This is a genomic window from Candidatus Chordibacter forsetii (assembly GCF_964187505.1).
Taxonomy (GTDB): Bacteria; Verrucomicrobiota; Verrucomicrobiia; order Opitutales; family Seribacteraceae; genus Chordibacter; species Chordibacter forsetii.
In genome coordinates, this window is record NZ_CAXLML010000062.1 from 1 (window position 1) to 7086 (window position 7086).

The window sequence follows — 7086 nt, forward strand, 5'->3', positions numbered from 1 at the left end:
ACCACCGAGTCACGTTTCAATCGTATCCTTCATGAGATGCAGGAGTTAAACAACGGGGTCAACTCAGACCCTGATGCCCGAATCCGTGAGCTTGCACGAAAACGCGAGGAAATTGACGAAGAGATAAGAAAAATTCAAGAAACGGGAGAGGCTCCCATTTTTGGAGAAGATATTATTCGGGATCAGGTTTATGATCTCTCTGATCTTGTAGAACATTTTCTGTCTGATTTTCGGGCAATTGAAGAGTTCTTTCGCGATCATGCTCGTGAGATTTCCAATCTTTATGCTCAGGGCAAGGCATCCAAAGGAGATATTGTGGAACATGTTTTGGATGCAGACGAAGCACTTCGTGGTTGCGACCAAGGAAAGAGCTATTTTGGGTTTCGCGAAATGATGACCAACCCATCTTTGTCTCGAATGTTCCGCAAACTTGCCGAGCAAACTTCCGACATTGCCCGTCGGCGTGGTTTGGATACCCAAAAAATATTTTCGAATCTTGGAGACCGCCTTTTTGGAGAAGCAAGTGCTGCTCATGGTGCTTACGGTCGGATAAGTCGAAAACTTAGGCAGGTAGTTGGAGATCATTCTGGAGGAGGAGGTCGACAGGTTCGCGAAACACTTTCTGAAATTCGTAGTCATGCCTATCGCCTACGGGAAACACCGTTGAACGATTGGGAATTTGAGATTGATATACGACCTCAGTTTTTCACTTTAATCGAAGCAGAATTTTGGGAACCGAAAGCGATCGAGGCATTTGCTGAAGTAAAACCGGCGAAGAGTACGGATTCTCAGTGGATGAACGATATTCTTGGTTCTGTGGGCGAACCTTTAGATCTTAAGAAATACCGGGCTCGTGTTTTTGAAACTTTAGACGAAGTCGATCAGGTTACACTTTCCGAAATAGTTGAGAAGTATCCATTGCAACAGGGAGTAGTTGAGATTGTGTGTTACCGCGTAATTGCTGGTGAGGATCCGCGTCATGAAATTCTTTCCGATGAATTAATCCATTTAGATTTGAATCGTTCCTCTCAGCCTAGGTATGTCGAGGTCGAACAACTTTTATTCCAACGATCCAGCTTATGAACCCAGCCATTACTCATCGTCATGTCATCGTCCGTTTACTAAACGGTCCTATTTATCAGGAAGATCTCGACCTATGGAGTAGGTTAGGGGCAGAGTGGGAAAAAATAAAGGCTCACTTCGGGGAGATGGGCATGGATGTCGCCCGTGATGATTCTGCGGGATACGCCTATGTTCACCAACGGGAAGAAGATTCCCAAGAGGACGAAAACTGGGAGGAGGGTTCGGCACCTTTGCCCAGGGTGTTACGTCGTACCCGTTTGTCTTACCATCAGACCATTTTCATGGTCTTACTGCGCGAGGAATTAATGCGCTTCGAACAAAACCAAGAAGAGGGAGATCATCTCTACCGCTCGAGCTTGGACTTGATCGAGTTAATGTCTCCCTACTTCCCTGAGTTACACGATGAGAAAAAAGCTCACCGACAAATATCTGGACTCATCAACAAATTCGAAGAGTGGGGAATTATCAAAAAAGTGCGGGACAAAGATGAAGGCCTCTATCGGGTCGAACGGATCATCAAAGCAAAATTACCCCCAGAGAAATTAACTGAAGTGAAAGAACAGATTAAACGCAGAGCCCCCGAATTAGAAGAGAATATGGAGGAAGAAGATGCTTGAGTCCCAATTAGAACTTGAATTCTCTCCGGACAAATCAACGGCCGGATACCGCTTGCACGAACTCTCTCTTCTTAACTGGGGAACGTTTCACGACAAGGTCTATACCATACGGCCAGATGGTCGAACATCTATGATTACCGGAAGAAACGGTTCCGGGAAATCAACTTTGGTCGATGCCTTGCTTACCCTTCTAGTACCCAATCGGGCTCGTAACTATAATGTTGCTTCCAGTCAGGCAGGTAGTCGTGAGCGTAACGAGCGAGACTATGTTCTTGGAGCTTATTCTGAAATTCATGACACCGTAACCGGTCAGGGTCGCAAGGAAACTCTCCGCAATCCGGGTGAAACCTACACCGTATTACTGGCTCATTTTTTTAATGAGGCATATCAGTCTGAAGTAACAGTTGCTCAGGTGCTTTGGTGCTTACCTTCCGGGAAAGTGGATAAAGTTTACTTAGTCGAAAAACGTAAGCTTACCATAGAAGAAGACTTTAATCATCTAGGAGACTCCGACAACTTGCGTCGGATCCTAAAAGAACGTGGTTACAGCACCTATGATTCTTTTACTGCATATCATAAAAAGTTTGAATCCATGCTTTTTCTTGATGCTGACTTGGGAACACGCTCACCCATGTCTATCTTTAATCAGGCGGTTTGTATTAAGGATGTTAAGGACCTAACCCAATTTATCCGAGAACACATGCTGGATGATGGGGGAGCTAAAGAGAAATTGCTAGCCTTACAGGAAAGGTTTGATGATCTTCGCAGTACTCACCGTCGAATCGAAACTGCTTCTTATCAAATTGAGCAATTGGATGAAATTCAGGCGACCCATGGACAGTTCATCGAATCGATGAACCAACGGGCTAATGCCGAGAGTATCCGTCAGGCCATTGAACCTTTTTACGCCCAAGCTGAACTTGAGCGCAGAACCGAGTGGGTGGACGAACTAAAGCATCAAGAAGAAGCCGAACGGGCACGCCTGAAAACAGCCCGTGGAGAAGTGGATCGTTTCCGTGAAAAACTTAATCATCTGGAACGTGCCCTTTCGGATAGCGATGAGAATCGAAGACTTGAACAAGTGGGTGCTGAGATTGACCGGTTGCGTGATAAAAGGGAGGTGGTCAGTAAAAGGTCTGCAAATTTTGAACGCCATTTAAGTGCCTGGGAAAAAGGATCTTTCGTTAAGCAAGAGGACGATTTTCTTACTCTTCGTCGGGAACTTGATTCCCAGTTACCAAGAATGGAAGGCAAGATTGCTGAACTTGATGAAAAGATCGTTGAAGTTTCTTACCAGTTAAAAAAAGCCAATGAACGGGTGGAAACTTTAGAAGATGAAAGAAACTACCTTTTGGAATCCAACACCAATGTTCCTCCAGAAGTTTCGCGTTTGCGTGCATCTTTGGCCAAGGCTTTGGACAGAGATTTAGCGGAACTTCCATTTGTCGCTGAACTGATCCAGGTTCTTCCTGATGAAGCAAAGTGGACGGGGCCGATTGAGCGTGCTCTTCGCACCTTCGCACTTAGCGTAGTTGTTCCGCCAAAATTGGCAGATCAGGCAGAAAAATTCCTCGAAGAAAATCACCTGGGGGATCGTCTTGCTTTTATCTGTCCCGGTTCTGGGAATTCTAAGGTTAAGCCTGATGATGATTCCTTACTTGCCAAGTTGGTCATTCGTGCAGAGATGGAAAAAACCAGGCAGGCTTGGCTACGGGCGGAAATTAATCAAAGACTTCCCCATATTTGCTTCGATAATCGTAATAAACGCTTTGATGACTTGAGCGATGCTCTAACCTTGGACGGAGTCATCAAAACAGGAGGCTCGTTACGTGAAAAAGATGATACATTCTTTCTTGGTGATGCATCTACGTGGGTATTAGGGTGGGATCTTAGTTCCAAGCAAAAGTCACTTGATGAGGCTTTGGAAAAATGGCGGGAAGAAGCGGATCGTGCTGGCCGTTCTATTCGTGAATCTGAATTTGAGCGTCAAAGTTTGCGGGCAAAATTGCGTGCCGGCGTTCAACTACAAGCTTGTGCCAATGAGTTTTCCGATATTGATGTACTCGGAATTTCAACCCGTATGGCTGATCTAGAGGAGGAAGAGCGTGTAATTGTAGGGGGGTCAGATGTCCTAAAAAAATTAAAGGATGATCATGACACCATGCTTGAAAAATTGGACGACTTACAATCTACCCGTGATCAAATACTTCAAAGAATTGGAGGTGTTGAAGCCCGTGCAGAAAGAAACGAAGTTCGCATGGAAGCAATTCGTTCGATGTTAGCGAAGTACCGGGATGAAATTCTTCCTTCCTTTTCGAAGGGAGATGTTGATGAGGATGCCAAAGAAAAGGCAGAGCATGCTTTGCAGGGCCTCTACGCTAAGATTGAAAATGAATTTGGTTCACCGCCTGATTCTCCAGACGATATCGAGGAATCAGCCCGAGATGCCACTCACAAATTAGATGGCCGAATCCATAAGCTCGAGGGTTCACTCGATAAATTGAGAGATAGGAATGTTGCAGCGATGCAAAGGTTTATTGCCGATGGTAGAAACCAGGCTTTCCGTGATGAATTAGTCCTTGATTTAGAGGAGGGATATTCTGATTCCACTTATTCTTCCTTCGAACAGGTACGCAAACAAATTGAAGAGGAAGACCTTGCAAAGAATCATCAGCGATTTGAAGAACTTTTGCGGGTTCAGGTACCAGAGGAAGTTTCTGGTTTTAGTGAAGCTCTCGAATCTCACCGGGATCGTATACGCAAAAGAGTGAGTGAATTAAATGAGCATCTTTCACGAGTCACTTTTGATCGCAAGGAACTTACCTATATCCAATTAATGATGGAAGATGCCGGCGACGATGGAGTGCGAAAATTTAAGAAACTTCGCCGACATGCTCTCGAAGGAGACCTGGAGTCAGATGATGATGATGAGCGCCGTCGCGAGCGTTACCATCGTGTTGAGCAATTTCTTGGCGAACTCGAACAGGATCTTAGTTGGACAGAACGAGTGATCGATGTTCGAAACTGGTTCAAGTTTCGGGCGGATGAATTTTACAAAGAAGAAGATACTTTAAGACAAAGTTATAGTGGAGCCGCGGGGAAATCGGGAGGTGAGAAAAACCGTCTAGCCTCTACCATTCTTGCAACTGCGATCGCCTACCAGTATGGAATTGATGTTGGCGGCAAACAAACCGAGACATTTCGATTGGTCGCGGTGGACGAAATGTTCAGTAAGACGGACGATGAATTCTCTCAATACCTACTCGATTTATTTAAGGAATTCCATTTGCAACTCCTGATCGTGCAACCCTTGGATGCCAAAATTCATGTGGTTCAAAGATATGTTGAAAGGTATCATGTAGTTGAGCGTAGGGAAGGGGAGTCCTTTGTTGGAGACTTGAGCGTTCATGAATATCTGGGTCAAGAAAAGGCAGATTCAGATGAAGCGGATCCCATTGAAGAGGAAACGGTTTCATAATCTTTTCGATTCTTTCACGGTTTATTTTTTAGTTAGCTTTTATATTCCATGACCGCTGCGGATCCGCCTCCGTCCCGATACGACGGACGAATGCCTTATCGGCAATGCGGGAAATCAGGGGTAAAGCTGCCTCAGCTCAGTCTTGGTTGCTGGCATAATTTTGGAGGAGATAAACCAAGTCCTGAACAGACAGATATGATTAGGACTTCATTTGATGGGGGCATTACTCATTTCGATCTGGCCAATAATTACGGACCTCCTTACGGATCCGCCGAATGTAATGTTGGAAAGATTTTAAAGGATTTACCTAGGGATGAACTACTCATTTCAAGCAAAGCTGGATATGATATGTGGCACGGTCCATACGGGCAGGGTGGATCCCGTAAACATTTACTGGCCAGTTTGGACCAATCCTTAAAGCGTACAAATTTGGAGTACTTTGACATCTTTTATTCTCATTGCTTTGACCCAAATGTGCCTCTTGAGGAAACCCTGACTGCACTGGATACCGCTGTAAAGCAGGGGAAGGCACTTTATGTAGGGATTAGTAGTTATTCGACCAAGCAGACCCACGAAGCTGTGGAAACCTGTAAAAATCTTAATCTTGTTGTACCAATCATCCACCAGCCTAATTATTCAATGCTCAATCGTTGGGTGGAGCAGGATTTGCTTGATCTATGTGGGGACCAAGGATTGGGAGTGATTGCCTTTTGTCCACTTTTTCAAGGATTACTGAGCGATAAATACCTGGATGGAATTCCCCCAAACTGTCGGTTCAGCCTTCCGCTTTCTCCTTTACGAAAGAATGAGGTGAATGAACAGAACTTACGGGTCATTCGTGAATTAAATAATTTGGCTAATGCACGCGAACAAACCCTTGCACAAATGTCTCTTTCCTGGGTCTTGCGACATAAAGGAGTGAGCAGTGCCCTGATGGGTGCAAGTTCAGTTGAGCAGATTCGAGAAAATCTTCAGGCAGTAAAGAACCTGGAGTTTTCAAAGGAAGAAGAGACGCAAATCGATCGTATAGTAGCAAAGATCAATCTGCCCAAGTCTCTTTGGGCAGGGGATTGATCAGTTATGGAAGTAAATCTTCTCGAATATCCTTCAAGACTGGAAACTTATCTCTCCACTCATCAACTAAGTTCCTGTCTAGCTTGGTTGATGCAACCTCTTCCTTGCCCTTCATCTCCATCACCGTTTTTCCAGTAGGATCGATAATCCTAGAGCTACCTGAGTAGTTATGGTTTGGATCCTTTCCTGTTCGATTGAGGCCAATTACATAAGCTTGGTTTTCTATAGCTCTTGCCTGTAAAAGGGTGTGCCAATGATTTATTCTGACTTTTGGCCAGCTTGCAATTACTACAAAGAGGTTTGCTCCTTGTACGATGTTCATTCTGAACAATTCAGGAAACCGGAGATCATAGCATAGAATGGGCGATAATTGAAAGCCTTCGACATGGAATGTTTTCGTACTTTTTCCTCTTGTATGCACTTGGTCTTCACCCATTGGTGTAAAGGGGTACATTTTTTGGTAAGCTCCTATCCATTTGCCTTTTGGGTTAAAAAGAACAGCAAGATTTTTTGCCTCAGAGTTATTTTCATTGGGAACGATCACCCCTGCCAAAATCCATACTTTATGGGAGATCGATATGTTCGAAAGGAAGGCGTAGCTTTGATCGGGCTCTGCCTTTGTTGTTGCTTGTGTATTTAGGCTGAATCCTGTTGCAAAAGCTTCCGGAAGAACAACCAATGAATGCGGCTCCGGAGAGGACCGTTCGATCAAGTTTTGAACCTTGGAATAATTGGATTCCTTATTTTCCCAAGTCGGAGAAAATTGAATGAGAAAAACTTTCAAATTTAGATTTTAAGTATTTTAATATTCCTGAAAACCACACGATGTGGAAC

At 44.4% G+C, this 7086-nt stretch carries 5 protein-coding genes; 4 read left to right on the forward strand and 1 reads right to left on the reverse strand.

Annotation, left to right across the window (positions count from 1 at the left end; genetic code table 11):
• The 4 genes from ACKPQ4_RS02835 to ACKPQ4_RS02850 form a co-directional block, all read left to right on the forward strand.
• A partial coding sequence (locus ACKPQ4_RS02835) for a DUF3375 family protein (RefSeq protein WP_407679700.1) occupies positions 1-1083 on the forward strand: 1083 nt, incomplete at its 5' end.
• Positions 1080-1700, forward strand: a complete 621-nt coding sequence (locus ACKPQ4_RS02840) for a DUF4194 domain-containing protein (RefSeq protein WP_407679701.1) — start codon at positions 1080-1082, stop codon at positions 1698-1700. The genes ACKPQ4_RS02835 and ACKPQ4_RS02840, both read left to right, overlap by 4 nt.
• Positions 1693-5178 (forward strand): ATP-binding protein, encoded by a 3486-nt coding sequence (locus ACKPQ4_RS02845; protein WP_407679702.1) that lies wholly within the window; start codon positions 1693-1695, stop codon positions 5176-5178. The genes ACKPQ4_RS02840 and ACKPQ4_RS02845 overlap by 8 nt, the downstream gene beginning before the upstream one ends.
• Before the next feature lie 48 nt (positions 5179-5226).
• Complete coding sequence (locus ACKPQ4_RS02850) at positions 5227-6252, forward strand: aldo/keto reductase (RefSeq protein WP_407679703.1); 1026 nt, start codon at positions 5227-5229, stop codon at positions 6250-6252.
• A gap of 4 nt (positions 6253-6256) precedes the next feature.
• On the opposite strand, the gene ACKPQ4_RS02855 is transcribed toward ACKPQ4_RS02850, so the two are convergent.
• Complete coding sequence (locus tag ACKPQ4_RS02855; protein ID WP_407679704.1) at positions 6257-7036, reverse strand: nitrilase-related carbon-nitrogen hydrolase; 780 nt, start codon at positions 7034-7036, stop codon at positions 6257-6259.
• Positions 7037-7086 lie beyond the last annotated feature (50 nt).

What these genes read in the sequence shown, in the direction of transcription:
- ACKPQ4_RS02840 (WP_407679701.1), top strand. Translation starts at nt 1,080, where the DNA reads ATGAACCCAGCCATTACTCATCGTCATGTCATCGTCCGTTTACTAAAC.
- ACKPQ4_RS02845 (WP_407679702.1), top strand. Translation starts at nt 1,693, where the DNA reads ATGCTTGAGTCCCAATTAGAACTTGAATTCTCTCCGGACAAATCAACG.
- ACKPQ4_RS02850 (WP_407679703.1), top strand. Translation starts at nt 5,227, where the DNA reads ATGACCGCTGCGGATCCGCCTCCGTCCCGATACGACGGACGAATGCCT.